Origin of the sequence: Kitasatospora sp. NPDC059646, assembly GCF_042734615.1 — a bacterium.
In the GTDB taxonomy this organism is placed as follows: domain Bacteria; phylum Actinomycetota; class Actinomycetes; order Streptomycetales; family Streptomycetaceae; genus Kitasatospora.
In genome coordinates this window covers 72,083-98,530 of the sequence record NZ_JBHWDS010000002.1, presented here as the reverse complement: position 1 = coordinate 98,530, position 26,448 = coordinate 72,083, and the positions used below count along the sequence as shown (strand labels likewise).

Annotated in this window: 24 protein-coding genes; 13 read left to right on the top strand and 11 right to left on the bottom strand. The window is 75.2% G+C overall.

The window, feature by feature from the left end:
- The first annotated feature begins 45 nt into the window (after positions 1 to 45).
- A complete protein-coding gene (gene pcrA / locus ACFV1L_RS01725) occupies positions 46 to 2,685 on the top strand; it encodes a DNA helicase PcrA (RefSeq protein ID WP_380361968.1) in 2,640 nt (879 codons plus the stop codon).
- A 170-nt stretch (positions 2,686 to 2,855) separates the two neighbouring features.
- On the top strand, positions 2,856 to 3,263 hold the full coding sequence (locus ACFV1L_RS01720) for a cobalamin B12-binding domain-containing protein (RefSeq protein ID WP_380361966.1): 408 nt from the start codon (positions 2,856 to 2,858) through the stop codon (positions 3,261 to 3,263).
- Positions 3,264 to 3,325: 62 nt separating this feature from the next.
- Here the strand turns inward: ACFV1L_RS01720 and ACFV1L_RS01715 are convergent, their stop codons facing one another.
- The 4 genes from ACFV1L_RS01715 to ACFV1L_RS01700 form a co-directional block, all read right to left on the bottom strand.
- On the bottom strand, positions 3,326 to 4,897 hold the full coding sequence (locus ACFV1L_RS01715; RefSeq protein WP_380361964.1) for a DUF5691 domain-containing protein: 1,572 nt from the start codon (positions 4,895 to 4,897) through the stop codon (positions 3,326 to 3,328).
- Positions 4,894 to 5,034 carry a hypothetical protein gene (locus ACFV1L_RS01710; protein WP_157032063.1) on the bottom strand — a complete coding sequence of 47 codons (141 nt, stop codon included), beginning with the start codon at positions 5,032 to 5,034 and terminating at the stop codon, positions 4,894 to 4,896. Before ACFV1L_RS01710 ends, ACFV1L_RS01715 begins: the two co-directional genes overlap by 4 nt.
- Positions 5,035 to 5,197: 163 nt before the next feature.
- On the bottom strand, positions 5,198 to 6,511 hold the full coding sequence (locus tag ACFV1L_RS01705; RefSeq protein ID WP_380361962.1) for an SWIM zinc finger family protein: 1,314 nt from the start codon (positions 6,509 to 6,511) through the stop codon (positions 5,198 to 5,200).
- Between the two features lie 41 nt (positions 6,512 to 6,552).
- Positions 6,553 to 6,906 (bottom strand): MerR family transcriptional regulator, encoded by a 354-nt coding sequence (locus ACFV1L_RS01700; RefSeq protein ID WP_380361961.1) that lies wholly within the window; start codon positions 6,904 to 6,906, stop codon positions 6,553 to 6,555.
- An 86-nt stretch (positions 6,907 to 6,992) separates the two neighbouring features.
- On the opposite strand from ACFV1L_RS01700, the gene ACFV1L_RS01695 reads away from it, so the two are divergent.
- The 6 genes from ACFV1L_RS01695 (at position 6,993) to sucD (ending at position 14,638) form a co-directional block, all read left to right on the top strand.
- Positions 6,993 to 7,418: a hypothetical protein gene (locus ACFV1L_RS01695; RefSeq protein ID WP_380361959.1), complete on the top strand. Its 426-nt coding sequence runs from the start codon at positions 6,993 to 6,995 to the stop codon at positions 7,416 to 7,418.
- Between the two features lie 110 nt (positions 7,419 to 7,528).
- Positions 7,529 to 8,626 carry an AAA family ATPase gene (locus ACFV1L_RS01690; RefSeq protein ID WP_380361957.1) on the top strand — a complete coding sequence of 366 codons (1,098 nt, stop codon included), beginning with the start codon at positions 7,529 to 7,531 and terminating at the stop codon, positions 8,624 to 8,626.
- Positions 8,584 to 10,950 (top strand): DUF5682 family protein, encoded by a 2,367-nt coding sequence (locus ACFV1L_RS01685; protein WP_380362184.1) that lies wholly within the window; start codon positions 8,584 to 8,586, stop codon positions 10,948 to 10,950. The genes ACFV1L_RS01690 and ACFV1L_RS01685 overlap by 43 nt, the downstream gene beginning before the upstream one ends.
- A gap of 159 nt (positions 10,951 to 11,109) precedes the next feature.
- The gene (locus ACFV1L_RS01680; protein WP_380362182.1) at positions 11,110 to 12,216 is read left to right on the top strand and encodes a VWA domain-containing protein; all 1,107 of its coding nucleotides are present in this window, start codon (positions 11,110 to 11,112) and stop codon (positions 12,214 to 12,216) included.
- 340 nt (positions 12,217 to 12,556) lie between these two features.
- On the top strand, positions 12,557 to 13,729 hold the full coding sequence (gene sucC, locus ACFV1L_RS01675) for an ADP-forming succinate--CoA ligase subunit beta (RefSeq protein ID WP_380361956.1): 1,173 nt from the start codon (positions 12,557 to 12,559) through the stop codon (positions 13,727 to 13,729).
- 18 nt (positions 13,730 to 13,747) lie between these two features.
- Complete coding sequence (gene sucD / locus ACFV1L_RS01670) at positions 13,748 to 14,638, top strand: succinate--CoA ligase subunit alpha (RefSeq protein WP_380361954.1); 891 nt, start codon at positions 13,748 to 13,750, stop codon at positions 14,636 to 14,638.
- An 80-nt stretch (positions 14,639 to 14,718) separates the two neighbouring features.
- On the opposite strand, the gene ACFV1L_RS01665 is transcribed toward sucD, so the two are convergent.
- Positions 14,719 to 16,392 (bottom strand): LuxR C-terminal-related transcriptional regulator, encoded by a 1,674-nt coding sequence (locus ACFV1L_RS01665; RefSeq protein ID WP_380361952.1) that lies wholly within the window; start codon positions 16,390 to 16,392, stop codon positions 14,719 to 14,721.
- A 117-nt stretch (positions 16,393 to 16,509) separates the two neighbouring features.
- Between ACFV1L_RS01665 and ACFV1L_RS01660 the strand changes: the two genes are divergently transcribed.
- Positions 16,510 to 17,814 (top strand): DUF6350 family protein, encoded by a 1,305-nt coding sequence (locus tag ACFV1L_RS01660; protein ID WP_380361951.1) that lies wholly within the window; start codon positions 16,510 to 16,512, stop codon positions 17,812 to 17,814.
- A gap of 7 nt (positions 17,815 to 17,821) precedes the next feature.
- Here the strand turns inward: ACFV1L_RS01660 and ACFV1L_RS01655 are convergent, their stop codons facing one another.
- A complete protein-coding gene (locus ACFV1L_RS01655) occupies positions 17,822 to 18,559 on the bottom strand; it encodes an ABC transporter permease (protein WP_380361950.1) in 738 nt (245 codons plus the stop codon).
- Positions 18,556 to 19,464 (bottom strand): ABC transporter ATP-binding protein, encoded by a 909-nt coding sequence (locus ACFV1L_RS01650; RefSeq protein WP_380361948.1) that lies wholly within the window; start codon positions 19,462 to 19,464, stop codon positions 18,556 to 18,558. The genes ACFV1L_RS01655 and ACFV1L_RS01650 overlap by 4 nt, the downstream gene beginning before the upstream one ends.
- A gap of 143 nt (positions 19,465 to 19,607) precedes the next feature.
- On the opposite strand from ACFV1L_RS01650, the gene ACFV1L_RS01645 reads away from it, so the two are divergent.
- Together ACFV1L_RS01645 and ACFV1L_RS01640 are read left to right on the top strand one after the other, a co-directional pair.
- A complete protein-coding gene (locus tag ACFV1L_RS01645) occupies positions 19,608 to 20,762 on the top strand; it encodes a sensor histidine kinase (protein ID WP_380361946.1) in 1,155 nt (384 codons plus the stop codon).
- A gap of 2 nt (positions 20,763 to 20,764) precedes the next feature.
- The gene (locus tag ACFV1L_RS01640) at positions 20,765 to 21,427 is read left to right on the top strand and encodes a response regulator (protein ID WP_380362180.1); all 663 of its coding nucleotides are present in this window, start codon (positions 20,765 to 20,767) and stop codon (positions 21,425 to 21,427) included.
- Positions 21,428 to 21,434: 7 nt separating this feature from the next.
- Here the strand turns inward: ACFV1L_RS01640 and ACFV1L_RS01635 are convergent, their stop codons facing one another.
- Positions 21,435 to 22,025 (bottom strand): hypothetical protein, encoded by a 591-nt coding sequence (locus ACFV1L_RS01635; RefSeq protein ID WP_380361944.1) that lies wholly within the window; start codon positions 22,023 to 22,025, stop codon positions 21,435 to 21,437.
- Between the two features lie 348 nt (positions 22,026 to 22,373).
- Between ACFV1L_RS01635 and purN the strand changes: the two genes are divergently transcribed.
- Positions 22,374 to 23,033, top strand: a complete 660-nt coding sequence (gene purN, locus ACFV1L_RS01630) for a phosphoribosylglycinamide formyltransferase (protein ID WP_380361942.1) — start codon at positions 22,374 to 22,376, stop codon at positions 23,031 to 23,033.
- A complete protein-coding gene (gene purH / locus ACFV1L_RS01625) occupies positions 23,030 to 24,613 on the top strand; it encodes a bifunctional phosphoribosylaminoimidazolecarboxamide formyltransferase/IMP cyclohydrolase (protein ID WP_380361941.1) in 1,584 nt (527 codons plus the stop codon). The genes purN and purH overlap by 4 nt, the downstream gene beginning before the upstream one ends.
- Before the next feature lie 61 nt (positions 24,614 to 24,674).
- Here purH and ACFV1L_RS01620 read toward each other — a convergent pair whose 3' ends face one another.
- From ACFV1L_RS01620 to ACFV1L_RS01610, 3 genes are all read right to left on the bottom strand, one after another.
- Positions 24,675 to 25,316: an RDD family protein gene (locus tag ACFV1L_RS01620; protein ID WP_380361939.1), complete on the bottom strand. Its 642-nt coding sequence runs from the start codon at positions 25,314 to 25,316 to the stop codon at positions 24,675 to 24,677.
- A 146-nt stretch (positions 25,317 to 25,462) separates the two neighbouring features.
- Positions 25,463 to 25,888, bottom strand: a complete 426-nt coding sequence (locus ACFV1L_RS01615) for a DUF2752 domain-containing protein (protein WP_380361938.1) — start codon at positions 25,886 to 25,888, stop codon at positions 25,463 to 25,465.
- A complete protein-coding gene (locus ACFV1L_RS01610; protein ID WP_380361936.1) occupies positions 25,885 to 26,322 on the bottom strand; it encodes a hypothetical protein in 438 nt (145 codons plus the stop codon). The genes ACFV1L_RS01615 and ACFV1L_RS01610 overlap by 4 nt, the downstream gene beginning before the upstream one ends.
- Between the last annotated feature and the right edge of the window lie 126 nt (positions 26,323 to 26,448).

Genomic DNA, 26,448 nt, shown 5'->3' with positions numbered 1-26,448 from the left:
GGACCGGCCGGGGATGTCGGTGGGGGGCCATAGACTCGAAGGGCCATGACTAGCCTCTTCGATGACCTCCCGCTCCCCGGCTTCGAGCGTCCTGCCGTCGGGTCGAGCCGCCGCCCCGCAGCGGTGCCGCAGCCGCCCCTGACGCCGTGGTCGGACGAGGAGGCGCCGCCCTCCGACGAGCCGTGGGACGAGGTCCCGTACGACCCCGGGTACGCGGCCGAGGAGGACATCCCGGACGGGCTGTTCGCCACCGACCACGCGGCCGAGGCCGAGCGCGACGCCTGGCACCGCAACGGCGCCGCCCGCACCGTCGTCGACCCGGCGCAGCTGCTGGAGGGCATGAACGACCCGCAGCGCGAGGCGGTGCTGCACCACGGCTCGCCGCTGCTGATCGTGGCCGGCGCCGGCTCCGGCAAGACCCGGGTGCTGACCCACCGGATCGCCCACCTGCTGGCCGCCCGCGGCGTCCAGCCCGGCGAGATCCTGGCGATCACCTTCACCAACAAGGCCGCCGGCGAGATGCGCGAGCGCGTCGAGGCGCTGGTCGGCCCGCGCGCCAAGGCGATGTGGGTGTCGACGTTCCACAGCGCGTGCGTCCGCATCCTGCGCCGCGAGGCGAAGCTGCTCAACATGAGCTCCAGCTTCTCCATCTACGACTCCGCGGACTCGCAGCGCCTGATGGCGCTGGTCTGCCGGGACCTGGACCTCGACCCGAAGCAGTTCCCGCCGAAGTCGTTCACCGCGAAGGTCAGCAACCTCAAGAACGAGCTGATCGACGAGGAGACGTACGCCGACCGGGCGGCGAACCCGATGGAGAAGAAGCTCGCCGAGGCGTACTTCCTGTACCAGCGGCGGCTGCGCGAGGCCAACGCGCTGGACTTCGACGACATCATCATGACCACCGTCAACCTGCTGCAGGCGTTCCCGGACGTCGCCGAGCACTACCGGCGCAGGTTCCGGCACATCCTGGTCGACGAGTACCAGGACACCAACCACGCCCAGTACACGCTGGTGCGGGAGCTGTCCGGCGGCTCGGCCGCGCACGCCCCGCGGATGACCGCCGACGGCGAGTTCGTCGACCCGGCGGAGGCCCGGCTGGCGCAGATCGCGCCCGCCGAGCTGTGCGTGGTCGGCGACGCCGACCAGTCGATCTACGCCTTCCGCGGCGCGACGATCCGCAACATCCTGGCGTTCGAGGAGGACTACCCGAACGCGACGACGATCCTGCTGGAGCAGAACTACCGCTCCACGCAGACCATCCTCACCGCCGCGAACTCGGTGATCGAGCGGAACACCAACCGCCGCAAGAAGAACCTGTGGACGGCCGGCGACCAGGGCGAGCAGGTGGTCGGCTACGTCGCCGACGACGAGCACGGCGAGGCCCAGTTCATCGCCGACGAGATCGACCGGCTCACCGACGCCGGCCACGCCCGCCCCGGCGACGTGGCGATCTTCTACCGCACCAACGCCCAGTCCCGGGTGTTCGAAGAGGTGTTCATCCGGGTCGGCCTGCCGTACAAGGTGGTCGGCGGCGTGCGCTTCTACGAGCGCAAGGAGGTCAAGGACGTCCTCGCGTACCTGCGGGTGCTGTCCAACCCGGAGGACACCGTGCCGCTGCGCCGGATCCTCAACGTGCCCAAGCGCGGCATCGGCGAGCGCGCCGAGGCGATGATCGACGCGCTCGCCGCGCGCGAGCGGATCTCCTTCGCGCAGGCGCTGAAGCGGGTCGACGAGGCGTACGGCATGGCGGCGCGCTCCGCCAACGCGGTGAAGAAGTTCAACGAGCTGCTGGCCGGGCTGCGGCAGGTCGTCGAGTCCGGGGCCGGCCCGGCCGCCGTGCTGGAGGCGGTGCTGGAGGAGACCGGGTACCTGGCCGAGCTCCAGTCGTCCACCGACCCGCAGGACGAGACCCGGGTGGAGAACCTGCAGGAGCTCGCCTCGGTCGCCCTCGAGTACGAGAAGGACCCGGGGGAGCGGCCGGAGGGCGACGAGGGGCCGCCGGTCGGCTCGCTGGCGGACTTCCTGGAGCGGGTCGCGCTGGTCGCCGACTCCGACCAGATCCCCGACGACGAGGAGGGCGCGGGCGTCATCACGATGATGACCCTGCACACCGCCAAGGGCCTGGAGTTCCCGGTGGTGTTCCTCACCGGCATGGAGGACGGGATCTTCCCGCACATGCGGGCGCTGAACCAGGTCAAGGAGCTGGAGGAGGAGCGGCGGCTCGCGTACGTCGGCCTCACCCGGGCCCGGCAGCGGCTCTACCTGACCAGGTCGGTGCTGCGCAGCGCCTGGGGGCAGCCGTCGTACAACCCGGCGTCCCGGTTCCTGGAGGAGATCCCGGAGAACCTGATCGAGTGGAAGCGCACCGGTGCGGCGGCCGTGCCCGCGTCCCGCTTCTCGCCGTCCTCGGGCTCCGCCGGCTCGTCCCGCGGCGGCGGCAGCGGCGGCGGCGGGTTCTCGACGGGCGCCTCGCCGAAGGCCGGCTGGGGCAGGTCGGCGCGCACCGTGGTGGACCGCGAGGTGGTGGCGCTCGCCGTCGGCGACCGGGTCAGCCACGACAGCTTCGGCCTGGGCACCGTGGTCGCCACCCAGGGCGTCGGCGACAAGGCCCGCGCCACCGTCGACTTCGGGTCCGCCGGGCGCAAGGAACTGCTGCTACGCTACGCGCCGGTCGAGAAGCTCTGAGCGGCCGCCCGGCGGGGCCGACCGGGCAGCGGAGGGCTGTGATTTTCCCCTCCTCTTGACCGGTGGGCCCCGCCGGGCCGCTACCCTCCCCTCAGGTCTGTTAAAAGTGGTTAACACGCGCCCGCGACGACGTCGGACGGGTGGTGGACGACGTGGTCCAGGAGGCAGTGATGGTTGTGTCAGGGCCGATCCGAGTGGTGGTCGCCAAGCCCGGTCTCGACGGGCACGACCGGGGCGCCAAGGTGATCGCGCGGGCGCTGCGTGACGCCGGCATGGAGGTCATCTACACCGGCCTCCACCAGACCCCCGAGCAGATCGTCGACACGGCGATCCAGGAGGACGCCGACGGCATCGGCCTGTCCATCCTGTCCGGCGCGCACATGACGCTGTGCGCCAAGGTGATCGAGCTGCTCAAGGAGCGCGACGCGGCCGACATCAAGGTGTTCTGCGGCGGGATCATCCCGGACGCCGACATCGCCGAGCTGAAGTCCCTCGGCGTCGCCGACATCTTCACCCCCGGCACCCCCACCCAGGACGTGGTGAGCTGGGTCGAGGCGAACCTGCGCACCGCGAGCTGACGCACCGTCACGGCGGCCCCGGGCAGCACTGCCCGGGGCCGCCGTGCCGTTCCCGCGCCGGGTCAGCCGGCCAGTTCGGCGAGCATGGCCTGCCGGAAGCGCAGGGTGCCGGCCAGCCGGGTGAAGGTGTCGGACCAGGCGGTGTCCGGCGAGGTGTCGGCGGCGAGCGCCTCCACCGCCGGGGCGGTCTCCGGGGCGAGGGCGCGCTCCGTCATGCCGAGCACGCCGCTGTGGCTCCACGGGTAGGAACCCAGCTCCGCGGCCCGCTTGAGGGCGGCGACCACGGCGGTGGACAGCGGCGGCGTCCACGGGGTGGCGCAGGCGCCGAGCAGTTGGAAGGCGTCGCCGAGGCCGTGGGTCTGCACGAACGCGGCCGTCCAGGCGGCGCGTTCGGCGGGCGGCAGGACGGCGAGCAGCTTGGCCGGCGCGCCCGGGGTGCGGCCCGCCCGGCCCGGGCGGGGCGGGCCGCCGAGCAGCGCCCGCGCCCAGCCGGCGTCCTGCTGGCGGACGGCGGCGCGGGCCCACGCCTCGCGCAGGTCCTCGGCCCATTCGGCGCCGCCGCCGTCGGCCGCGTCCACGGTCGGCACGGCGAGCAGCCGATCGGGCGTCAGGCCGGTGTCGGCCGTCCACAGCGAGAGCGGCGCGGCGGCCACCACCTCGCCGAACCACCAGGCCCGTTCGCCGCGCCCGGTGGGCGACTTGACGGGTATCCCGTCGCGCTGCATGGCGGGGTCGCAGGCCGCCGGCGGCGTGACGTGCAGCCGGCCGCCCTCGTACCGGACGGCCTCGCGGGCGCGGGCGGCCATCCGCTCGGCGAGCGCGGAGCCGGGCAGCGTGGACAGCAGTTCGGCGGCGGTCGCGCGGACGTTCTTGGAGCGGTCGCCGAGCGCGGCCTCCAGGAACTCCTCGTCGGCGCCGGACAGGCCGTCCTGCAGCGAGTCGAGGAACAGCACCCGGTCCTCGGCCCGCTCGGTGGACCAGGTGGAGGCGAGCAGCGCCAGGCCGGCCGCCGGGTCGGTCCGGCGCAGCCGGGTCAGGTGGGCGACCCGCTCCGCGAACAGGCCCTCCTGCCAGACGAGTTCGCCCGGCCGGTCGGCGGCCCCGCCGAGGTCGGTGTCGGCGGCGGTGCGGGTGACGTACCGCCAGTCCGGGTTCAGCGGGGCCAGCCAGCGGCCCAGCGGGCCGGCCAGCGTGACGGCGTCGGCGCGCAGCTCGGAGCGGGCCCGCGCGGTGTCCAGCAGCGCCGGGACGAGCGCCGGCGGCAGCCGGTAGCCGCGCGCGCGGGCCGCGGACAGCCACTGCGGGAGCAGTTCGGCGAGGTTGGCGGTGGAGCCGTGGCCGCCGCGGGTGCCGAGCAGCACGGCGAGGCGGCGGGCGGCCGGTTCGGGCAGGGCCGGCCGGGGGTCGTCCGGGGCGGGCGCGGGCGTCTCCACGGCGGGACCGGGCAGTGCGCCGGCCCGGCGGCGGACCACGGCCAGCGCCGCCAGGTCGAGCAGGGCGGTGGCCGGGTCGGTGCGGTCCACGGACCCGGCGAGCGGCGTGCCCGGCTCGGGCAGCGGCCGGCGGTCGGTGCCGAGCAGGGCCGCGCCCTGCAGGTCGGCCCACTGGTCGCCGGCGACGGCGGGGGCGGTCATGCGCGGCCTCCGATCGGACGGGTGGCGGTGCGGTGGCGGCGGCCCCAGCCGCTGGCGGTGGCGGCGCGGCGGGCGGCGTGGTGCAGGCAGATGCGTCGGACGGCGGCACGCTGGCGGATGCGGGTGGTGCAGTACATGTGGTTCCTCCGGTTGACAGGCCGTCGGGAGGCGCCGGGGAGCGCCGGGCGGGCCGGTCGGTCGGGTGTGGTGGTTCGTGGCCGGCCCGCGCAATCCGGGCGCGGCCGGGCACGCCGAAGCCGTGACGCGGCGTCAGGGCGGCGCGGGGGTGGTCGTTCCGGGTCAGCCGAGGGCGACCGGGCGCTGCTCGGCGTCCCACGCGGTGACGGGCGAGAAACCGGCGTGGCCGCACTCGCCGAACAGCGTGACGGGGTGGCCGGCGGAGACCGCGGCCAGCCGCCACAGCGCGGCGTCGGTGAGGGCGCCGGGGCGCACCGGCAGGGTGCCGCGGCCGTCGGTGAGCTGCCAGCCGTCCGGCGTGCGGACCGGCACGACGTCGGCCAGCACGGCCGGCCGGCTGTCCAGCCACGGGTCCTCGGCGACGGCCTCGCCGTACGCGGCGAGCGCCTGTTCCGGCGACAGCCCGGCGGGCGCGGCGGCCGGGCCCGGCTCGGGGCTGCCCCAGCGGGTGCCGAGGACGGCCCGCAGCGGGCGGGCCCCCGGGTGGAAGGCCAGGTCGGCCTCCAGCACGCGGCCGGTGGGCAGGGCGAGGTCCGGCGCCTGGCCGAGGCGGCCGAAGGCCAGCAGCAGGGCGTCCCGGCCGGTCTTCGCGCCGCGCAGCCACACCCGGCGGGTGGTGAGCCGCTCGTCCGCGCTGTCCCGGCTGCCCAGCACCAGCCAGCGGTCCCGGACGGTCGGCCCGGCGAGCAGGTCGGCGGTGTCGGTGGTGAAGCCGACCCGGGCGCGGACGGTGGCGGCCAGCGCCTCCGGCAGGGTGTCGATCCGGCCGTACGCGCCGGCCAGCAGGTGCAGCATCGCGAACTCCTCCAGCAGCGCGTCCTGCGGGGTGTCGGCCAGCGCCCGGACCAGGCCGGCCAGGCCCGGGGCCTGGGCGTCGACCATCCGGGCCGCCACCTCCTGCCACGCGCCGACGGGCAGCGGGTCGGCGAGGCCCCGGCGGACCCCGTCGGCCAGCCGCAGCCGCAGGTCGACCGCGCCCGCGGCGACCCGGGCGGAGCGCTTCGCGGCCCGCTTGCGGGCGGCCTCCGGGTCGGCGTCGGCGGCCTTCGCCTGCGCCTTGGCGATCTTGTCGGCGGCGGCCTGGCTGCGGCCGTTCAGCCACTCCGACACCCAGTCCGGCGGCTCGGCGGCCGCGCCGACCGCCTCCGGACCGGAGGCCCACAGCAGGAGCAGGCCCAGGGCGTGCTTGCACGGGAACTTCCGGCTCGGGCAACTGCACTTGTAGGCGGGCGTGCCGAGCTCCACCGCCGTCCGGTACGGCGTGCTGCCGCTGCCCTTGCACAGGCCCCACAGCGCACCCTGACCGGTGCCGGTGGAACTCCACGGGGCGGGCCCGGAGAGCTTGCCCGCGGCTTTCTGGGACGCCGGGTCGGGAGCCAGGGAAAGGACGTGTTCGGTGCTCCAGCGTTCCTCCATGACCACCACACTAGGAGGCGCCACTGACAGTTGAGGGGCGGTCAGGCCGGGGCCAGCGGACAGCCCGAACCGGCCCGCTCGACCAGCTCGGCGCGCAGCGCGGCCAGCTCCGCGGTGCGCTCGTCGATCAGCGCGACCTTCTGCCGGAGCAGCTCCGACAGCCGCTCGGCGGCGTCCGGAGCGCCGTCCAGTTCGGCACCGGTGCGGGCGATCTCGGCCAGCGTGAAGCCGAGCGCCTGCGCGGTGCGGACGTACCGCAGCCACGGCACCGCCTCCGGCGGGAAGTCCCGGTAGCCGTTCGGCAGCCGGCGGGCCCTCAGCAGGCCGGTGCGCTCGTAGAACCGGACGGTGTCGCGGCTCAGGCCGGTCCGCGCGGCGAGTTCCCCGATCCTCATGTCCCTGCCTCCGTCGGCGACTTGACCTTGGACAGTACTCCAGGGCCGAGCCTGGAGCGGTCCCCGAGGCCGAAGGAGCCCGCCCGATGACGACCCGTCACCTCCGAACCGTCCGCGCCAGCGCCTGGTACGACCTGCTGGTCACCGCCCCGTTCGCCACCCCCTGGACGTTCGCCCTCGCCCACCGCGCGCTCTCCGCGGCCGGCCGGGCCCTCCACGCGGGCGAACTCCCGCCACCGGAGCCGATGCTGACGCTCTTCGCCAACCTGATGGGCTCCCTCGTGGTGGTCTGGGCCCTGCTGCGACTGCTCCGCCCCCTGCCGGTCCACGGCCTCTACGACGGCGCGGCCCGGGTGCTGTTCGCCTGCTGGCAGGCCTGGGCGCTGGCGCACGGCGCGACCGGCCTGCTGTGGGGATTCCTGGCCGTGGAAGCGGCGTTCGGCGCGGCGCAGCTGTGGCCGTGGGCGGCCGGCCGACGGGGCGCCGATTGTCAGTGGCGGGCGGCAGAGTAGGTCTCACACGGCCCGAACGGGAGTGCGTCTCCCCAGGTCAGGGCCGTGTCGTTCGTTCTTCGCGCCCTTTCTGCGCAGTGTTCTGACGTCCCGTGAGATCGGAGCAGTCGATGACCACCGAGACGACCAGCGAGGTCCTGCGGCAGCACGCCGAGGACGCCTTCGCCGACGAACTGGCCGCCCTCGCCCGGCACGACGACCGGCCGCGGCCGGAGCGCTGGCGGCTCTCGCCGTGGGCGGTCGCCACCTACCTGCTGGGCGGCGAACTCGCCGACGGCACCGTGATCACGCCCAAGTACATCGGCCCGCGCCGGGTCGTCGAGGTCGCCGTCACCACGCTGGCCACCGACCGGGCGCTGCTGCTGCTCGGGGTGCCCGGCACCGCCAAGACCTGGGTGTCCGAGCACCTGGCCGCCGCGATCTCCGGCGACTCGACCCGGCTCGTCCAGGGCACCGCCGGCACGCCCGAGGAGGCCGTCCGCTACGGCTGGAACTACGCCCAGCTGCTCGCCCACGGTCCCAGCGAGGACGCCCTGGTGCCGTCCCCGCTGATGCGCTCGATGCGGGACGGGCAGATCGCCCGGGTCGAGGAGCTCACCCGCATCCCCGCCGACGTGCAGGACAGCCTGATCACCATCCTGTCCGAGAAGACCCTGCCGGTGCCCGAACTCGGCACCGAGGTGCAGGCGGTGCGCGGCTTCAACGTGATCGCCACCGCCAACGACCGCGACCGCGGCGTCAACGAGCTGTCCTCCGCGCTGCGCCGCCGCTTCAACACCGTGGTGCTGCCGCTGCCCGCCACCCTCGACGAGGAGGTGGAGATCGTCACCCGCCGGGTCGGCCAGCTCGGCCGCTCCCTCGACCTGCCCGAACTGCCGGGCGGCGCCGAGGAGATCCGCCGCGTGGTCACCGTCTTCCGCGAGCTGCGGGCCGGCCTGACCGCCGACGGCCGCACCAAGGTGAAGACCCCCAGCGGCACGCTGTCCACCGCCGAGGCGATCTCGGTGGTCACCAACGGCCTCGCCCTCGCCGCCCACTTCGGCGACGGCGTGCTGCGGGCCGGGGACGTCGCGGACGGCATCGTCGGCGCGGTGGTCCGCGACCCGGTCGCCGACCGGCAGGTGTGGCGCGAGTACGTGGAGGGCGTGGTCCGCGACCGCGACGGCTGGAAGGACTTCTACCGGGCCGCCCGCGAGGTCTCCGCGTGACGGCCCCGGTGACGCTGCTCGGGGTGCGCCACCACGGCCCCGGCTCGGCCCGCGCGGTCGCCGCCGCGCTGGCCGCCCTGCGGCCCGACGCGGTGCTGATCGAGGGCCCGCCGGAGGCCGACGAACTCGCCGCGCTGGCCGCCGAGAAGGACATGGTGCCGCCGGTCGCCCTGCTCGCCCACGTCAGCGACGACCCGGCCCGCGCCGCGTTCTGGCCGTTCGCCGAGTTCTCCCCGGAGTGGGTGGCGCTGCGGTACGCCGCGGACGCCGGGGTGCCGGTCCGCTTCATCGACCTGCCGGCCGGGCAGAGCCTCGCGCTCGGGCCGCGCGGAAACCCGGCTGCGACATCCGGGCCCGACGGCGCGTCAGAAGAGGGGGAGGGGTCGGGAGTGCCGGGGGGCACTTCCGGGCCCGATCCCGTCGACCCGATCGCCGAACTCGCCGCCGCCGCCGGGCATCCGGACCCGGAGGCCTGGTGGGAGGACGTGATCGAGCACCGCGTCCCCGACGGCGACCCCCTCGCCCCGTTCGCCGCCCTCGCGGAGGCGATGACGGCGCTGCGCGAACACCACCCCGCCGAGCGGCGCGACGAGATCCGCGAGGCCGCCATGCGGCAGCAGATCCGCGCCGCCCGCCGGGCCGGCCACCGCACCGTCGCCGTGGTCTGCGGCGCCTGGCACGTGCCCGCGCTCGCCGCCATGCCGACCGTCGCGCACGACCGGGCGCTGCTCGCCGAACTCCCCAAGAAGCTCAAGGCCGAACTCACCTGGGTGCCGTGGACCCACCGCCGGCTGTCCCAGCACACCGGCTACGGCGCCGGCATCGACTCGCCCGGCTGGTACCACCACCTGTACTCCACGCCCGAGCAGCCGGTCGCCCGCTGGATGACCAGGGTCGCCGAACTGCTCCGCGCCGAGGACCACCCGGTCTCCTCCGCGCACGTCATCGAGGCGGTCCGGCTGGCCGACACCCTCGCCGCGATGCGCGGCCGCCCGCTGCCCGGCCTCACCGAGACCCTCGACGCGGTGCGCGCCGTCCTGTGCGACGGCTCCGACGTGGCGCTCGCCCTGGTCCACGACCGGCTGGTGGTCGGCGACGCGCTCGGCGAAGTCCCCGACGGGGCGCCCGCCGTGCCGCTGCAGCGCGACCTGACGCGCCTTCAGCGCACCCTGCGGCTCAAGCCCGAGGCCGCCACCCGCGACCTGGTCCTCGACCTGCGCAAGGACCTCGACGCGGAACGCTCCCGGCTGCTGCACCGGCTGCGCCTGCTCGGCCTGCACTGGGGCCGGCCGACCCGCGACGGCGTGCAGTCCACCGGCACCTTCCGGGAGTCCTGGCAGCTCGCCTGGGAGCCCGAGTACGCGGTCCGCCTGGTCGAGGCCGGTCAGTGGGGCACCACGGTGCAGGGCGCCGCCACCGGCAAGGCGATCGCCGACGCGGCGACCGCCGAGCTCACCGCGCTCACCGAACTCGCCGAGCACTGCCTGCTGGCCGGGCTGCCCGACGCGCTGCCCGAGGTGATGCGGCGGCTCGCCGACCGCGCCGCGCTCGACACCGACGCCGGGCACCTCGCCGCCGCGCTCCCCGCGCTGGTCCGCACCCTGCGCTACGGCGACGTCCGGGCCACCGACACCGGCGCCCTCACCGCCGTCGCCCTCGGCCTCGCCGAACGCCTCTGCGTCGCCCTGCCCGCCGCCTGCACCGGGCTGGACGCGGACGGGGCGGCCGCCCGCCGCACGGAGATCGACGCCGTGCACCAGGCGATCGCGCTGCTCTCCGACCCCGCCGTCGCCGAACGCTGGGCCGGCGCCCTCGCCGCGCTCGCCGCCCGCGAGCCGCACGGCGGCCCGGCCACCGGCGTCCCCGGCCTGCTGCGGGGGCGTGCGGTCCGGCTGCTGCTGGACGACGGGCGGATCGACGCCGAGGAGGCGGGGCGGCGGCTCGGCCTGGTCCTCTCGATCGCCTCCGGCCCGCTGGACGCCGCCGGCTGGGTCGAGGGCTTCGTCTCCGGCGGCGGCGCGCTGCTGCTGCACGACCCGGCCCTGCTCGGTCTGCTCGACGGCTGGCTGTGCGGGGTTCCCGCCGACACCTTCACCGACCTGCTGCCGGTGCTGCGCCGGACGTTCTCCTCCCTGGAGACCGGCGTCCGCCACACCATCGGCTCGCGGGTGGCCGCCGGCCCGCTCGCGGCCCCGGTCGTGGACAGCGGCCCCGACCTCGGCCTCGACGAGGAGCGCGCCGACGCGACGACGCCGGTGCTGGCCCTGCTGCTCGGCGTGCCGCGGCCGCGGATCCCGCGGCAGCCGGACCGCCGCGCCGGCTGACGTGTCACCGGCGGGCGGCAGGATCGGCGGTGACCCGCTGCTGCCGCGCCGACCCGGTCCTTCCCTCTGTTCCTTCCGCTTCGCGCAGTTCCCCGCGCCCTCGACGGGCGCGGGGGTTAGGGGTGATCTCAGGTGACTGTCCGTCAGGATGATGAGCGGATGCGCCGTTGGCGGCTCGTGCTGGGGGCCGAGGGGGACGGGACCGGGGTGCGCCTGTCGCGGCGGGACGCGGCGATGGACGGGGCGCTGGGGGCGCTGTACCGGGAGGACGGGAAGCGGTCGGCGGGGCTCGGCGGGTCCGCGCCGCAGGTGGCGCGCTGGCTGGGGGACATCCGGGAGTACTTCCCGACCAGCGTGGTGCAGTTGATGCAGCAGGACGCGATCTCCCGGCTGGGCCTGGACCGGCTGCTGCTGGAGCCGGAGATGCTGGCCGCGGTCGAGCCGGACGTGCACCTGGTGGGCACGCTGCTGTCGCTGAAGCACGCGCTGCCGGAGACCACCCGGGAGACCGCCCGCCTGGTGGTCGGCAGGGTGGTCGCGGAGCTGGAGCGCCGGCTGGCCGACCGGACCCGCTCCACGCTGGGCGGGGCGCTGGACCGCAGCGCCCGGGTGAACCGGCCCAGGCACCGGGACATCGACTGGGACCGCACCGTCCGCGCCAACCTGTCGAAGTACCTGCCCGAGTACCGGACCGTGGTGCCGGAGCGGCTGGTCGGCTACGCGCGGGCGCAGCGGGCGGTGAAGAAGGACGTGATCCTCTGCATCGACCAGTCCGGGTCGATGGCGCCGTCGGTGGTGCACTCCGCGGTGTTCGGCGCGGTGCTGGCGTCGATGCACAGCCTGGACACCCGGCTGGTGGTGTTCGACACCTCGGTGGTGGACCTGACCGAGCAGCTCACCGACCCGGTGGACGTGCTGTTCGCGACCCAGCTGGGCGGCGGCACCGACATCAACCGGGCGCTGGCGTACTGCCAGTCGAAGATCAGCCGGCCGTCCGAGACGATCGTGGTGCTGATCAGCGACCTGTACGAGGGCGGCATCCGGGACGAGATGCTGAAGCGGGTGGCGGCGATGAAGGCGTCGGGGGTGCAGTTCATCGCGCTGCTGGCGCTGTCCGACGAGGGCGCGCCGGCCTACGACCACGCGCACGCGCAGGCGCTGGCCGCGCTGGGGGCGCCGGCGTTCGCCTGCACGCCGGACGCGTTCCCGGACATCATGGCGGCCGCGATCGAGAAGCGTCCGCTGCCGGTGCCGGACCGGCAGTGAGGCGTCAACGGGCCGCGCCACCACTCGTGCGGGTGATCCTGTGGTGCGGCCCGCCGTCGTGCGCCCCGGGCTCCGGGGCGGCCCGGCGACACGCCGGGCCCGGCCTGCTGTGACGGTTCTCACGATGGCGGAGTCGGTCCCGGGGGAAACACGCCCGTCGTCCGGGGATAACCTGCCATGCGGACGTGACGCGCGTGTTGATTGACGATGCGCACGGCACCTGAGCGGGCCGCAAGGCCGTACATCTGCGTACCCGCTCAGCGCCGACGACCCGCAGCGAAGATCCTGCCGTGGCACGCTCGTAGAGACACATTCCGCGACCACGAACAAGGACAAACACGTGGACCTGTTCGAGTACCAGGCGAGGGACCTCTTCGCCAAGCACGGTGTACCCGTGCTTGACGGCGATGTCATCGAGACCGCCGCAGACGCTGCCGCCATCGCGGAGCGCTTCGGCGGCCGAGCCGTCGTCAAGGCTCAGGTGAAGGTGGGTGGCCGAGGCAAGGCCGGTGGCGTGAAGCTCGCGTCCGACCCGCAGGACGCCGTGGCCAAGGCCGAGGCGATCCTCGGCATGGACATCAAGGGCCACACCGTCTACAAGGTCATGCTGGCCCAGACCGCGTCCATCGAGGAGGAGTACTACGTCTCCTACCTGCTGGACCGCGCCAACCGCACCTTCCTGGCGATGGCCAGCGTCGAGGGCGGCATGGACATCGAAGAGGTCGCGGCCACCAAGCCCGAGGCGCTCGCCAAGATCCCGGTCGACGCGAACGAGGGCGTGACCGCCGAGAAGGCCGCCGAGATCGTCGCCGCCGCGAAGTTCCCGGCCGAGGTCGCGGACCAGATCGCCGAGGTCCTGCAGACCCTGTGGACCGTCTTCGTCAAGGAGGACGCCCTCCTGGTCGAGGTCAACCCGCTGATCAAGTCCGGCGACGGCAAGATCATCGCCCTGGACGGCAAGGTCTCCCTCGACGCGAACGCCGACTTCCGCCAGCCGGAGCACGAGGCGCTCGAGGACAAGGCCGCCGCGAACCCGCTGGAGGCCGCGGCCAAGGCCAAGGGCCTCAACTACGTCAAGCTCGACGGCCAGGTCGGCATCATCGGCAACGGCGCGGGCCTCGTCATGAGCACCCTGGACGTCGTCGCGTACGCCGGTGAGAACCACGGCGGTGTGAAGCCGGCCAACTTCCTCGACATCGGCGGCGGCGCGTCCGCCGAGGTGATGGCGAACGGCCTGGAGATCATCCTGGGCGACCCCGACGTCAAGTCGGTCTTCGTCAACGTCTTCGGCGGCATCACCGCGTGCGACGCGGTCGCCAACGGCATCGTGCAGGCCCTCGCGCTCCTGGAGAGCAAGGGCGAGGCCGTCACCAAGCCGCTCGTCGTCCGCCTGGACGGCAACAACGCGGAGCTGGGTCGCCAGATCCTGACCGACGCCAACCACCCGCTGGTCGAGCAGGTGGACACCATGGACGGCGCCGCTGACCGCGCCGCCGAGCTGGCCAACAAGTAAGGAAGGGGACTTAACACCATGGCTATCTTCCTTACCAAGGACAGCAAGGTCATCGTCCAGGGCATGACCGGCTCCGAGGGCATGAAGCACACCCGCCGCATGCTCGCCTCCGGCACCCAGATCGTCGGCGGCGTGAACCCGCGCAAGGCCGGCACCACCGTCGACGTGGACGGCACCGAGGTCCCGGTGTTCGGCACCGTGGTCGAGGCGATGGAGAAGACCGGTGCCGACGTCACCGTCATCTTCGTCCCGCCGGCGTTCACCAAGTCCGCCGTCGTCGAGGCCATCGACGCCGAGATCGGCCTGGCCGTGGTCATCACCGAGGGCGTTCCGGTGCACGACACCGCCGCGTTCTGGGCCCACGCCGGCGCCAAGGGCAACAAGACCCGCATCATCGGCCCGAACTGCCCCGGCCTGATCAGCCCCGGACAGTCCAACGCGGGCATCATCCCGGCCAACATCACCGGCGCGGGCAAGATCGGTCTGGTGTCGAAGTCCGGCACCCTGACCTACCAGCTCATGTACGAGCTGCGCGACCTCGGCTTCTCCTCCGCGGTGGGCATCGGCGGTGACCCGGTCATCGGCACCACCCACATCGACGCCCTCAAGGCGTTCCAGGAGGACCCGGAGACCGAGCTGATCGTCATGATCGGCGAGATCGGCGGCGACGCCGAGGAGCGTGCCGCGGCCTACATCGCCGAGCACGTCACCAAGCCGGTCGTCGGCTACGTCGCGGGCTTCACCGCGCCCGAGGGCAAGACCATGGGCCACGCCGGCGCCATCGTCTCCGGCTCCTCCGGCACCGCCCAGGCGAAGAAGGAGGCCCTGGAGGCCGCCGGCGTCAAGGTCGGCAAGACGCCGTCCGAGACCGCCCGCCTGGCCCGCGAGCTGATCGCCGCCGCCAAGTAAGGCACCCGGCGACACCGCTCAGGCACGAAGGCGCCGTCCACCGCGAGGTGGGCGGCGCCTTCGGCGTCCCGGCGGACGGCTCAGGCCCCGGGGGGCCGGCAGCGCTCGAACGGCACGCACGCGACGGCCAGCGGCGGCGGCAGCGGGCGGCGCGCCGACAGCGGGACGATCGGCGGACGGCGGGCGTCGAACGGGCCCGCCGGCAGCACTCGCGCGCCGTCCGCACCGCCGGTGCTCCCGGCCGGTCCGACCGGCGGCAGCACCCGCCCCGGCGGGCCGACCAGCCGGGCCGGCACCCCCGGCGTCGGGCCGCACCACGGCGTCTGCAGCCCCGGCGCGCCGTCCTCGGCCGCCGGTCCCGCGCTGCCCGACCCGGTCCCCGTGCAGGCCGTCGCCTCCGGCACCTCCGGGCGCACCAGTTCGGCCGGACCGACCCCGAACAGGGTGGTCGCCACGGCCACCGCGACCCCCACGGTCAGGGCCGCCGCCGCGCCCGTCGGCAGACCGGTGTGCAGGCGGCTGTCCGCGACCAGCAGGGCGGGCGACGGCAGCCGGGGGCCCGGGCAGCCGTGCACCGCCGCCCGGTGCAGCAACTCGCCGAGCCGCTCCCCGAACCCCGCCGCGTCCGGGTCCGCGCCGACCAGCGACGGCACCTCGCGGGCCAGCGACTCCCGCGCCGACCGCACCCGGGCCTCGGCCGCGGCCCTGCTCGACTCCGCCTCCAGCGCCACCCGCTCCACCGGCAGTCCCAGCGTGTCGTGCAGCACCAGCGCGCGGCGGCGCGGCCGAGACAGCCGTTGCAGCGCCTTCAGCAGCGCCCGGTCGTGCGGCGTCAGCCGCTCGGGCGGCTCCGGGTCGGTCTGCTCGGCGACCTTGATCCGGCGCCGCCGGTACAGCGCCCCGGTCCGGCGCGGGCCGTCCCGGTGCCAGGGCGACAGCGCCAGGTCGAACGCCGCCGACCGCACCCGGCCCTCCGGGTCCGGCGCCGCCGCGACCTCGTCCCAGCGCCGGCCGGCCGCGCCCAGCGCGAGGTGCACGCAGTGCGCGGCGCGGTGCCGGTGGCCGGTCAGCAGGAAGGTCTGCTGGACCAGGCGGGTGTGTACGAGGGCGGCGAAGTCCGCGAACGCGGCGGGGCGCGGGTCGTCGGCCGCGACGCCGGGGTCCGGCTGCGGGGGCTGCGCGGGCTGTGTGGGCTCGGCGGGGCGCGGCCCGGGCTGTGTGGGCTCGGCGGGGCGCGGCGCGGGCTGTCGGCCCCGGTCCGGTGCGCCCTGCTCGGGGCGGGAACCGGCAGTCGGCGGGGTGTCGGGAGGCTGCGCGGCCGGGGAGTGCCCGGGTGCCCCGGGGCGGTCGGTCGGCGCGGCGGGCTCCCGGCTGCCGGGCCGCTCCCGGTCCTTCCGGCCCGGACCGGCGGCCGACGGGGAGTCGGCAGCGGGCGGCGCGCCGGGTGCCGGACGCCCGGCCTCCGGCGGTGCGTCAGCAGCGGTCGGCACGGCCAGCGTTGCGGCGAGGGCGGCGGCCTCCTCGTGGCTGCGGGCGCCGAGTTTGCGCATGGCGCGGTTGAGGTGGGCGCGGGCGGTGCCGGGGGCGATGCCCAGGTTGCGGGCCAGGGTGCGCAGGTCGTCGCCGGCGGCGAGCCGGGCCAGTGCCTGGGCCTCGCGGGGGGAGAGGCGGCGCAGCAGGCGCTCGGCGTCCTCGCGGGACCGGGACGGGCTTCCGGTGGTGCGCTCGGGCTCGGCGGTCGAAGGTGAAGTCACCGCATTCCTCCGCTGCGAATCCATCCCGGAAAAAGGCACATGTACTGATAATCCGGGACACGGCGAAGGTTTGCGCGTTGACACCCCGCAAGGAGTGGCCTTGGCAGCATGAGGGCCATGACGCAGCTGATGGGCCGTCCGATCCTCGGCCTGCCGAGCGAACTCGAGAGCCGCTCACCCCTCGCCGATCTGCTCGCCGGAGTCCGTACCGCGCTGCTCACCCTGTCCGTGGTCGCCGTCCCGGTGTTCGGCCTGTGGGTGCTGGCCCCGTACGGCGACGACTCGGCGCAGGGGGCGGCGCGGACGGCGTTCGGGCTGTGGCTGCTCGGGCACGGCGCGCCGCTCGCGCGAGGGCCGGAGGCCGCGCCCGTGACGGTCACCCCGCTGCTGCTGACCGTCCTCGTCTCGGCGCTGCAGGTGCGCGCCGGACGCCGGCTGGCCCGGCGCGCCCGGGGGCGCGGATTCGTCCGCTGGCGCTCCCCGTTGGCGGCGTACGCCGGCTACCTGCTGGTCGCGGCCGGGGCGGTCGCGCAGTGCGCGGACCCGCAGGCCGCGCTGCGCTCCCGGGCGCTGCCCGACCTGCTGGCGGTGGCGGTGCTGACGGCCGGTGCGCTCGGCTACGGGCTGTGGGCCGGGCTCGGCCGGCCGGGGCAGCTGCGGCGGCTGCCGCTGTCCGCGGCGCTGTGGCCGGCGGGCGGTGCGGAGCGGGTGGCGCTGCGGGCGCTGGCCGGATGGGCGGGCACGCTGCTGGCCGGCGGCGGGGCGGTGTTCGTGGTGGCGGTGGTGCTCGGCTCGGCCGGGCACGGCGCGCAGCGGCTCGGCGGCGGCAGCGCCGGGTGGCTCGGCATGCTGCTGGCCTGCCTGACGCTGGTGCCCAACGCGCTGCTGTGGTCGGTGTCCTACGCGCTCGGCACCGGCTTCGCGGTCGGCACGGGCAGCCACGCGGGGCCGCTCGGCACCCGGCTCGGCACCGTCCCGGACTTTCCGCTGCTGGCCGTGCTGCCCGGGCAGCGGGGCCCGGACTGGCACCTGCTGGCCTGCGCCGTCCCGGCCGCGGCGGCCGTCCTGACGGCGCTGCTGCTGGGCCGGGCGGCGGTCCGCTGGAGTGCGCCGCAGGCCGCGGCGGTGACGGCCGCGGTCGCGCTGGCCGCGGCCCCGCCGGGCGTGCTGGCCGGCTGGGCGTGCGGCGGAGCGCTGGGCGCCGGGCGGATGTCCGAACTCGGGCCGGCGCCCTGGCAGTTCGGGCTGGCGCAGAGTGCCTGGCTGCTGGCCGTGGCGGTGCCCGGGGTGCTGGCGTCCCGCTGGTGGCGCACCCGCGGCGGGCCCGGCCCGGTGGTCCGGGTGCGGGCGGGTGCGTACCGGCTGGTGTGCCGTTTGGCGCCGCGCCCCGGAGGTGCGGGGGCGGCGACCGAGGGCGGTTGACGCGGGGTCAGGCGTCGCGTCGGCGCAGGGTGCGCAGGCCGGCCAGGACGGCGACGGCGGTCCAGGCGGCCATCAGCACCAGGCCGGTGCCGTGGCCGTAGTGGACACCCGGGTCGTCGTGCAGGCGCAGGGCGTAGAGGCCGGCCCGGTCGGGGAGGAACTGGGCCGCCTCGCGGACGCCGGGGATCGCGGACAGCACGGTGGTGCCGAGGAACAGCATCGGGGAGAGCAGGCCGAGAGCGGCGGTCTGGCTGCGCAGCACGGTCGTCAGCGACAGGCAGAGCACCAGCAGCAGCGGGTGGTAGAGCACGCCCGCCGCGAGCGCCCGCAGACTGCCGGGGGCGGACAGGTCGAGACCGACCGAGGCGGCGGTGGCGGCGAGTTGGCCGCCCACGGTGAGCAGGCCGACGACCAGGCCGAGGCCGGCGCCGAGGAGCAGCTTGCCCCGGTAGAACCGCAGCCGGTCGGGGACGGCGGCCAGCGAGGTGGCCAGGGTGCCGGAGGCGTACTCCTGGCCGATCAGCAGGATGCCCAGGCAGGCCACCGCGACCTGGCCGAAGTTGAGGCCGTAGTACAGGCCCTCCATCGGGTCCTCGGTGAGCGAGGTGTCGGTGCTGCCGTAGGCGAACTGGGCGGCCGCGGTGATGCCGGCGCTCAGCGCGACCGCCAGCAGCGGCGTCGTCCACAGCGAGCGCAGCGTGGTGAACTTCGCCCACTCGGCGCGCAGCGGGTACGTGGTGCTCATGCCGTCACCGCCCGGTACTCGACCGCGTCCGCGGTCATCCGCATGAAGGCTTCCTCCAGTGAGTCGTGGGTGACGGACAGTTCGACCAGCACCACCCGGCGGGCGGCGGCCAGTGCGCCCAGCTCGCCGGGGTCGGCGTCGGGGACGTCCCAGGCGCCGTCGCCGGCCGGCACCGCCCCGGGGTGGGCCTCGGCGAGCAGCGCGGCCAGCGCGGCCCGGTCGACGCCCCGGACCCGGACCCGGCGGCGGCCGTTCTCGGCCAGGAAGTCGGCGGTGGAGGTGTCGGCCAGCAGCCGGCCCCGGCCGATCACCACGAGGTGGTCGGCGGTCTGCGCCATCTCCGCCATCAGGTGCGAGGAGACCAGCACGGCACGGCCCTCGTCGGCGAGGCCGCGCAGCAGCGTCCGGATCCACCGGATGCCCTCCGCGTCCAGGCCGTTGACCGGCTCGTCCAGCAGCAGCGCGGCCGGGTCGCCGATCAGCGCGGCGGCGATGCCCAGGCGCTGGCGCATGCCGAGCGAGAAGGCGCGGATCCGGCGGCCGGCGGCGTCGGAGAGCCCGACCCGGGCGAGCACCTCGTCGACCCTGCGGGCCGGCAGTCCGTGCGAGGCGGCGATCCAGCGCAGGTGGCCGGCGGCGGTGCGGCCGCCGTGCACGGCCTGGGCGTCGAGCAGCGCGCCGACCCGGTGCAGCGGCGCGGTGAGCCGCTCGTACGGCACGCCGTCGACCAGGGCCGCGCCGGAGGTCGGCCGGTCCAGGCCGAGCACCATCCGCAGGGTGGTGGACTTGCCGGCGCCGTTCGGGCCGAGGAAGCCGGTGACCCGGCCCGGCTCGACCCGGAAGTCGAGGCCGTCCACGGCCCGGCGCTCCCCGTACGCCTTGGTCAGGTCGCGGATCTCGATCACGGCGGCTCTCCTTCCGTCGGTGCCGTTCGGCTGTGAGCACCAGTCAACCGGCGGGCGGCGCGGGGGAGATCCCGCCCGGGAGTGGTCCGTCTCCCTCCCGGGAGGGAGGGCGCGGCGGGGCGGGGGTGGGGGAGGATGGCGCGATGCCCGCCGTGATCGCCCCGCTGCTGCTGCCCGCCACGTACGCCCGCTGGCTGCACCTGCTGATCGGCATGCTGTTCGCCGGAGTGGTGCTGCTGGTCTACCCGGGCACGGAGGGGATCTCGACCGGCCGGATGCTGCTGACCTGCTGCGCGGTCGACGTGCCGCTGCTGTGCCTGATCGCGCTGGTGCCGGCGGTGCGGCGGGCGGAGGGCGTCCAGGCGCGGCTGCTGCTGGTGCCGCGGCGCGAGGAGGCGATCGGGATCGCGCCGTCGGCGAGCTGGGCGGACCGGGGGCGGACGGCGTGCTGGCTGGTCGCCCGGGTGGCGCTGGGCACGGCCGTGGGGGTGCTGATGATCGTGGCGGTCAGCGCCGCCGACGCGGCCGTCGGGCCGCCGTTCGGGCCGCGGGCGCTGCTCGCGCCGGTCGTGCTGTTCGCCCTGCTGTGGCTGGTCGTCCTCGCCGGGCGGCTCCAACTCCTGCTGGCGACAAGGTTGTTGGGGCCGTCGGCGGCGGAGCGGCTGGCCGCGGCGGAGCTCCGTGCGGAGCGGCTGCTGGAGCGCAACCGGCTGGCCCGCGAACTGCACGACTCGATCGGCCACGCGCTGACCGTGACGGTCCTGCAGGCCGGCGCGGCCCGCGAGGTCGCCGACCCGGCGTTCCGGGACAGGGCGCTGGAGGCGATCGAGACCACCGGCCGCCGCGCCCTGGACGACCTGGAGCGGATGCTGGTGCTGCTGCGCGAGGCCCCCGAGACGGCCGCCACCGAGCGGCCCGGCCTGGACCGGGCCGAGGAGCTGTTCGCCGCCGCGCGCGCCGCCGGCAGCCGCGTCGACGCCGAACTGGACGTCCGGACGGGCGAGTTGCCGGGTGTGCTGTCCCGCGAGGCGTACCGGATCGTGCAGGAGGGCGTCACCAACGCGCTGCGGCACGCCCCCGGTGCGCCGATCCGGATCCGCGGCGCGGTCGCCGACGGCGCGCTCGTCCTGGAGTGCCGCACCCCGCGCACCGGCGGGGGCGGCGGCCGCAAGGGCGGTGGAAAGGGCCTGCGCGGCGTCCGGGAGCGCGCGGTGCTGCTCGGCGGCGCGTGCGAGGCCGGCCCCGACGGGACGGACTGGCTGCTGCGGGTGCGGCTGCCGCTACGGTTGGGCCGGTGACGATGATCAAGGTGCTGCTGGTCGACGACGAGGAGCTGATCCGGGCCGGCCTGCGGGCCGTCCTGGACGCCCAGGACGGCATCGCCGTGGTCGGCGAGGCCGAGGACGGCGCCCACGCCCTCGGCCTGGTCCGCTCGCTGCGCCCCGACGTGGTGCTGATGGACGTCCGGATGCCCGGCGTCGACGGGCTGGCCGCGACCCGGGCGATCCTGCGCGGCGCCGACGAGCCGCCGAAGATCCTGGTGGTCACCACCTTCGAGGCCGACGACTACGTGTACGAGGCGCTGCGGGCCGGTGCGGACGGCTTCCTGCTCAAGCGCTCCCGCCCGGCGGAGATCGTCCAGGCGGTGCGGCTGGTGGCGGCCGGCGGGTCGCTGCTGTTCCCGGCGGCCATCCGCCGGCTCGCCGCGGCCCGCGCCGGACGGGCCGCGGACGGCGGGGCGGTCGCCCGGGCCGGTCTCACGGACCGCGAGGGCCAGGTGCTGCGGCTGATGGCCCGCGGACTGTCCAACGCCGAGATCGGCGACCGGCTGCACCTGGGCGTGCAGACCGTCAAGACGCACGTCAGCAGCCTGCTCGGCAAGCTCGGCGCGCGCGACCGCACCCAGGCCGTGATCGCCGCCTACGAGTCGGGCTTCGTCACCCCGTCCGCGGACGGGGACTGACGGCGGGTCACTCCGCGGGGCCCTCGTAGAGCGTGGTCACCCAGGTCGGGACGTCGACGCCGCAGCTGTGCACGGCCTCCTTGGTGATCGCCGCGTCCACGCAGTCCAGGTAGTCGTGGTAGGCGAACTGCATGGTGAAGGTGGCCAGCGACATCACCAGCGCGAGGCCGCCGGTGAGCAGCGCGGACAGCGCGGCCGGGACCTGCGGGCGCACCGGGCGCGGCGCGAACGGGTCGGCGACCGGCTCGGCCGGCACCCGCAGCACGGTGACGGCGTACCAGACGGCGAGCAGCGCGAGCGGGAAGCCGATCCAGAACAGGCCGAACAGCACGCACAGCAGCGCCGCGAAGCCCGAGAGCAGGGCGTTGCGGGCGGTGCGGTGCGCCGGGTCGGACAGGTCGAGGCGGGGCTGCGGCGGGCCGGGTTCGGGGCGCGGGCCCCAGCCGGGCGGCTGCGGGCGCTCGCCGTCCGGCGGCCCGTCCGGCCGGTCCCCGGAGGCGGGCGGCTGCGGGACGCGCGGACGCCAGGGCTGGTCCGGGGCGCCGGGCGGAGGGGGCGCGAAGGGGTTGCGCTCGCCGCTGTCCTCGCCGCTGCTCATGGTGTCGGCCGTTTCTGCTCGTCGGTTGTCCGCCCGGCGGTGGGGGAGTGGGCGGTCGGTCAATGATCCCCCAAGCGCCCGGCGGCTGTACGGCACCCTGCCGGACCGCTGCCCGGCGGCCGGGAGATCCCCGTCTCAACTACGCGCGTAGCGTTGCCAGGTGGTTACGGGTGGCCTCCCACCAGCCGTTATCGTGGTGACGGTCGGCAGCTCCCGACGGTTCCCCGGGCCCCGCAGCGCCGCGGCCGCCCGGCGCCCGCCGAAGGCTCCCGACCTGCCGCCGCCCGTAGTGGCCCCACCGACGGTGGACGTACCAGCGGGCGACACCGACCTACGGAGACTCGCGCCGTGGCTGCCGCTGACGCCCAAGTGTTCCCGCCCCGCACCCCCGGACCGGCCCGGCTCGTGGTCCTGGTCTCCGGCTCCGGCACCAACCTCCAGGCGCTGATCGACGCCGCCGCCGACCCCGCCTACGGCGCGGAGATCGTCGCGGTGGGCGCCGACCGGGACGGCATCGCCGGCATCGACCGGGCCGAGAAGGCCGGCATCCCGGTGTTCGTCGAGCGGGTCAAGGACCACGCCGACCGGGCCGCCTGGGACGCCGCGCTGACTGCCGCCGTCGCGTCGTACGAGCCCGACCTGGTGGTCACCGCCGGGTTCATGAAGATCCTCGGCTCCGCGTTCGTCGCCGCCTTCGCCGGACGCACCGTCAACACCCACCCCGCGCTGCTGCCCGCCTTCCCCGGGGCGCACGGCGTCCCCGACGCGCTGGCGTACGGCGTCAAGGTCACCGGCTGCACCGTGCACCTGGTGGACGCCGGCGTCGACACCGGGCCGATCATCGCCCAGGGCGTGGTGCAGGTCGAGGACGCCGACCACGCGGACGGCGGCGAGGCGCTGCACGAGCGCATCAAGACTGTCGAGCGCAAGCTGCTCGTCGAGGTCGTGGGCCGGCTGGCCCGCGAAGGACACCGCATCGAAGACCGAAAGGTATGGATTCCGGCATGAGCGCCGCTTCCTCCGCCACTCCCCCCGTCTCCGAGAACGTTCGCCCGATCCGGCGCGCGCTGATCAGCGTGTACGACAAGACCGGTCTGGAGGAGCTGGCCCAGGGGCTGCACGCCGCCGGCGTCGCCATCGTCTCCACCGGCTCCACCGCCGGCCGGATCGCCGCCGCCGGCGTCCCGGTCACCGAGGTCTCCGAGCTGACCGGCTTCCCCGAGTGCCTGGACGGCCGGGTCAAGACCCTGCACCCGCGGGTGCACGCCGGCGTCCTCGCCGACCTGCGCCTGGAGTCGCACCGCGCGCAGCTCGCCGAGCTCGGCGTGGAGCCCTTCGACCTGGTCGTGGTGAACCTCTACCCGTTCACCGCCACCGTCGCCTCCGGCGCCACCCCCGACGAGTGCGTCGAGCAGATCGACATCGGCGGCCCGTCGATGGTCCGCGCCGCCGCCAAGAACCACCCCTCGGTGGCCGTCGTCGTCGACCCGGCCCGCTACGCGGACGTGCTGAGCGCCGTGCAGTCCGGCGGCTTCGACCTGCTGGCCCGCAAGCGGCTGGCCGCCGCCGCGTTCGCGCACACCGCCGCGTACGACGTGGCCGTCGCCACGTGGTTCGAGGAGTCCGGCTACACCGAGTCCGACGCCGCGTTCCCGTCCTTCCTCGGCAGCACCTGGGAGCTGGGCAACGTCCTGCGCTACGGCGAGAACCCGCACCAGCAGGCCGCCCTCTACACCGACGGCACGGGCGGCCTCGCGGGCGCGCAGCAGCTGCACGGCAAGGAGATGTCCTACAACAACTACGTGGACACCGACGCCGCCCGCCGCGCCGCCTACGACCACGCCGGCCCGGCCGTCGCGATCATCAAGCACGCCAACCCGTGCGGCATCGCCACCGGCGCGGACGTCGCCGAGGCGCACCGCAAGGCGCACGCCTGCGACCCGGTCTCCGCGTACGGCGGCGTGATCGCCGTCAACCGCCCGGTCACCGTCGAGCTGGCCGAGCAGATCGCCCCGATCTTCACCGAGGTCGTCGTCGCCCCCGGCTACGAGGACGGCGCCCTGGAGGTGCTGACCAAGAAGAAGAACCTGCGGGTGCTGCTCGCCCCCGACGCCCCCGCCGACAAGCTGGAGTCCCGCCGGATCTCCGGCGGCGTGCTGCTCCAGCAGGTCGACCGCGTCGACGCCGAGGGCGACGACCCGGCCACCTGGACGCTGGCCACCGGCGACGCGCTGAACGAGGCCGAGCTGGCCGAACTCGCCTTCGCCTGGCGGGCCTGCCGGGCCGTCAAGTCCAACGCGATCCTGCTCGCCAAGGACGGCGCCTCGGTCGGCGTCGGCATGGGCCAGGTCAACCGGGTCGACTCCTGCAAGCTGGCCGTCACCCGGGCCGGCGAGCGCGCCGCCGGGTCCTACGCCGCCTCGGACGCGTTCTTCCCGTTCGCCGACGGCCTGGAGATCCTGCTCGCCGCGGGCGTCCGGGCCGTGGTGCAGCCCGGCGGTTCGATCCGCGACGAAGAGGTGATCGCCGCCGCCGAGAAGGCCGGCGTGACCATGTACTTCTCCGGGACCCGGCACTTCTTCCACTGAGCCGCCCCGAACGCCGAAGGGCCCGCACACCGCGAGGCGTGCGGGCCCTTCGGGCTCACGGTCACTTGGTCCGGACGACCACGGTGCTCATGATCTTGTCGGCGAAGGTCTGCTTCTTCTCGTCCCACAGCGGCCACAGGTAACCGATGCAGCAGAAGCCGTCCAGGATGTGGCACAGGAAGCGCACGACCGCCAGGCCGAAGCCGATGTTCTGGCCGTCGGCCTCACGCGCCAGGCGGATGCCCATCGCCTTCTTGCCCGGGGTCTGGCCGGTGGTGCCGACCCGGTACAGCAGGATCAGCCAGCCGACCAGCGCGACCAGGCCGCCCAGCATCACGAAGATGCTGCCGCTGCTCGACCCCGAGGTGGTGCAGTGGCTCAGACCGGACGAGCTGGTGGTGCAGTTGACGCTGCCGACCGCCTGCGCGGCGCCGATGCCGTACAGGATGCCCGCCGGGAGACCGACGATCAGGTAGTCGATGATGTACGCCAGCACGCGGCTGCCCCAGCCCGCGTACGGCGGGACGCCCGGGTAGCCCTGCTGCGGGTAGCCGTAGCCCTGCTGCGGAATGCCGTAGCCCGGCGCGGGGGCCTGCGGGTAGCCGTAGCCCGGGGCGGCCGGCGGCTGCTGCGGGTAGCCGTAGCCCGGCTGCTGCGGGGGCTGCTGGCCGTACGGGTTGTTGGGGTCGGGCGGGTAACTCATTTTCAATGCCTCCGGGCAGGATGCGAGTTGTGGACGGACGGCTGGAAGCCCCGTGGACGGACGGGCAGTTGACGTACCGACCGGGACGGGAGACTAGCGGATGGCCCTGACGGCGCTAAGGGGGAAGGACGAAGGAGTAGGGCGGTTCACACCGGGAGGAAGCCGTAGCGGTGCAGCTGCCAGCTCCAGGAGAGCGCCGCCGCCCCCCAGATCACCGCGTTGCGGCGGGAGTTGGGCAGCCGCCACCACCACCGGCCGGGCCCCAGCGGGGCCACCAGCAGGCCGAGCGCGACCACCACCGTCACCGGGTTCGCGGCCACCGCGCCGAGCAGGTTCCCGTGGCCTGCCTCGATGAAGACCGTGGTCGACCCGCAGCCCGGGCACGGGATCCCGGTGAACCGGCGCAACGGGCACAGCACGCCCGGGTCGTGGGCGTCGTGCAGCAGCGCCGCCGCCACCGCGACCACCGCCGCGCCCGCACCCCGGACCAGCACCCGCGACAGCCCGCCCGCGGTGGTCCCCGCCGACCTGCGCCAGCGCTCCACCGGGCCGGACTGCCGGACCGTGCTCACTTCGGGATGACGACGTACAGCACGACCACCGCCACACCGATCAACAGCGCCAAGGTGTTGATCACGATGCCGCCGATCGCCACGCCGCGACCCTGGCCGCCGAGCTGCGACGACTTGTTCAACGCGCCGATGCCCAGGCCGACCCCGACCAGCGCCAGCAGCCACCCGTAGAAACACACCGTCAGGATCGACACCACGCCGATCGCGGCCGACGCGGTCGCCAGCGTGTTCTGCGGCGGAGCCGCCGGGTACACCGGCGGGTAGGGCTGCTGCGGCGCCTGCGGGTACCCGTAGCCCTGCGGCTGCTGCGGGGCCTGCGGATAGCCGTAGTTGGGCTGCGGCGGCTGCTGCGGATAGCCGTAGCCCGGTTGCTGGGGCTGCTGGCCGTAGCCGCTCCCGTTGTACGGGTCGGGCTGCTGGTACGGATTGCTCATCTCTCGGTCCCCCGTGCTCTCCCCCGTCTGGTCCGACGGCCGGTCACCGGGCCGGCGGGCGCAGTGCTCGGGCAACATCGTTGTGCGCACCCACCTGCGATGTCCAGCCGACTGCGGCGTGGCGCG

Coding starts and splice junctions, on each gene's coding strand:
- ACFV1L_RS01660 (WP_380361951.1), top strand. CDS start 16,510: ATGACGCAGCTGATGGGCCGTCCGATCCTCGGCCTGCCGAGCGAACTC.
- ACFV1L_RS01655 (WP_380361950.1), bottom strand. CDS start 18,559: ATGAGCACCACGTACCCGCTGCGCGCCGAGTGGGCGAAGTTCACCACG.
- ACFV1L_RS01680 (WP_380362182.1), top strand. CDS start 11,110: ATGCGCCGTTGGCGGCTCGTGCTGGGGGCCGAGGGGGACGGGACCGGG.
- pcrA (WP_380361968.1), top strand. CDS start 46: ATGACTAGCCTCTTCGATGACCTCCCGCTCCCCGGCTTCGAGCGTCCT.
- ACFV1L_RS01610 (WP_380361936.1), bottom strand. CDS start 26,322: ATGAGCAATCCGTACCAGCAGCCCGACCCGTACAACGGGAGCGGCTAC.
- ACFV1L_RS01715 (WP_380361964.1), bottom strand. CDS start 4,897: ATGACCGCCCCCGCCGTCGCCGGCGACCAGTGGGCCGACCTGCAGGGC.
- ACFV1L_RS01690 (WP_380361957.1), top strand. CDS start 7,529: ATGACCACCGAGACGACCAGCGAGGTCCTGCGGCAGCACGCCGAGGAC.
- ACFV1L_RS01700 (WP_380361961.1), bottom strand. CDS start 6,906: ATGAGGATCGGGGAACTCGCCGCGCGGACCGGCCTGAGCCGCGACACC.
- ACFV1L_RS01620 (WP_380361939.1), bottom strand. CDS start 25,316: ATGAGTTACCCGCCCGACCCCAACAACCCGTACGGCCAGCAGCCCCCG.
- ACFV1L_RS01710 (WP_157032063.1), bottom strand. CDS start 5,034: ATGTACTGCACCACCCGCATCCGCCAGCGTGCCGCCGTCCGACGCATC.
- purH (WP_380361941.1), top strand. CDS start 23,030: ATGAGCGCCGCTTCCTCCGCCACTCCCCCCGTCTCCGAGAACGTTCGC.
- ACFV1L_RS01695 (WP_380361959.1), top strand. CDS start 6,993: ATGACGACCCGTCACCTCCGAACCGTCCGCGCCAGCGCCTGGTACGAC.
- ACFV1L_RS01645 (WP_380361946.1), top strand. CDS start 19,608: ATGCCCGCCGTGATCGCCCCGCTGCTGCTGCCCGCCACGTACGCCCGC.
- sucD (WP_380361954.1), top strand. CDS start 13,748: ATGGCTATCTTCCTTACCAAGGACAGCAAGGTCATCGTCCAGGGCATG.
- ACFV1L_RS01640 (WP_380362180.1), top strand. CDS start 20,765: ATGATCAAGGTGCTGCTGGTCGACGACGAGGAGCTGATCCGGGCCGGC.
- ACFV1L_RS01705 (WP_380361962.1), bottom strand. CDS start 6,511: ATGGAGGAACGCTGGAGCACCGAACACGTCCTTTCCCTGGCTCCCGAC.
- ACFV1L_RS01720 (WP_380361966.1), top strand. CDS start 2,856: ATGGTTGTGTCAGGGCCGATCCGAGTGGTGGTCGCCAAGCCCGGTCTC.
- ACFV1L_RS01635 (WP_380361944.1), bottom strand. CDS start 22,025: ATGAGCAGCGGCGAGGACAGCGGCGAGCGCAACCCCTTCGCGCCCCCT.